1 protein-coding gene is annotated in these 1,228 nt (G+C 58.9%); it reads right to left on the minus strand.

Translation table 11 applies throughout. The features are described from left to right. Window positions 1-19: 19 nt before the first annotated feature. Window positions 20-1,012 (minus strand): transposase, encoded by a 993-nt coding sequence (locus tag KBI52_RS01445; RefSeq protein ID WP_210804862.1) that lies wholly within the window; start codon window positions 1,010-1,012, stop codon window positions 20-22. Between the last annotated feature and the right edge of the window lie 216 nt (window positions 1,013-1,228).

The following is a 1,228-nucleotide window of genomic DNA, read 5'->3' on the forward strand; positions in this document are numbered from 1 at the left end:
GTAGATACCGTCTGAGCGGTCAAGTCCGATGGGCAAGCGGAAACTGGTAAACGGTCCCGCTCCTAAGCACGCCAAAGCAGATGTGAACCAGTTTACGCATGGCGGCCCCTAAGGTCGACATCTTGGCCTTGCCTCGCTCAAGCAGCCGCTGTTGCTGGGCTTTGATGTCCGGGTTCAGCTTTGTGGCAACCACAGCTGCCATGTAAAGCGCGGCGCGCAGCCGGGAGTTGCCGGCTTTCGAGAGCCGCGGCCTTCCTCGAACGCTCTTCCCCGATTGCCGTTCAATTGGCACCAGTCCCAGAAAGGCTGCGGCTTGACGAGCAGTCTCGAATGGGTGGCTACGTAGCAGAGCAAGCATTCGCATCGCTGTCTTTGGACCCACCGCAGGAATCGTGCGCAGTCTCTCCAGATCGGCCTGCAAATCCGTGTGAGCGGCAAAGTGCTCGGCAATCGCTGCCTGCAGAAGCTTACACTGAGCTTTCAGCGCCCTGATGTTCGTGACAAAGGAACGCTTGATGGCGCCGGAGCAGCCACGAACACACGCCTGCTCATATCGGTTCTGCTCCCGGCGAAGATCGCCCTCCAGATCATCCAACCGTGCGAGAAGGGCTTGCAACTCGATCAGGGGCTCGGCGGGAGGGATCCACGCTTTCGGCCGGGTCAGGCAGCCGTAGCGTGCCAGGAGCACCGCATCGATCTGATCGGTCTTGCTCAGGACAGCCATGCCTCTGGCGAAGCTGCGGATTTGGGCAGGGTTGACGAGGGAAACCGTCATGCCTTTGCTCGCCAGCAGCCGAGCCGCGAGTTCATGATAGGCGGCCGTCGGCTCGAGAACCGCATGAATTTCCAAAATCTCAGCCTTGGAAACCTTCATCACCCAAGCGGCGGCTCTCTCAATGCCATCCAGGGTATTGGGAAAGGACTTCTGGCCAATGGGCCGCTCGCGGCCGTGAACGATAACCGCGCAATCCAGTCTCTCCTTTGCGACATCAATGCCGAAGTACACCGTCATAGAGCTTCCTCTCGTCAGGAATGCCCCTTGCGCTGATCAACCTTGTCAATGCAGGTTTATCCGTCTCGGGATGACCTTTGATACCGTCCGATCTCAGCTGGGGCGCGTGGTGAGGCCGGGCGCACCATCTACATCGCAGACTTCTGTCTTATGTCTCATTCGAGCTATCCCGGCCTCATGCTGTGGGAATGACCCGCAACGCCCATCAAATACAAG

Source organism: Microvirga sp. HBU67558 (genome assembly GCF_018069605.1).
Taxonomy (GTDB): domain Bacteria; phylum Pseudomonadota; class Alphaproteobacteria; order Rhizobiales; family Beijerinckiaceae; genus Microvirga; species Microvirga terrae.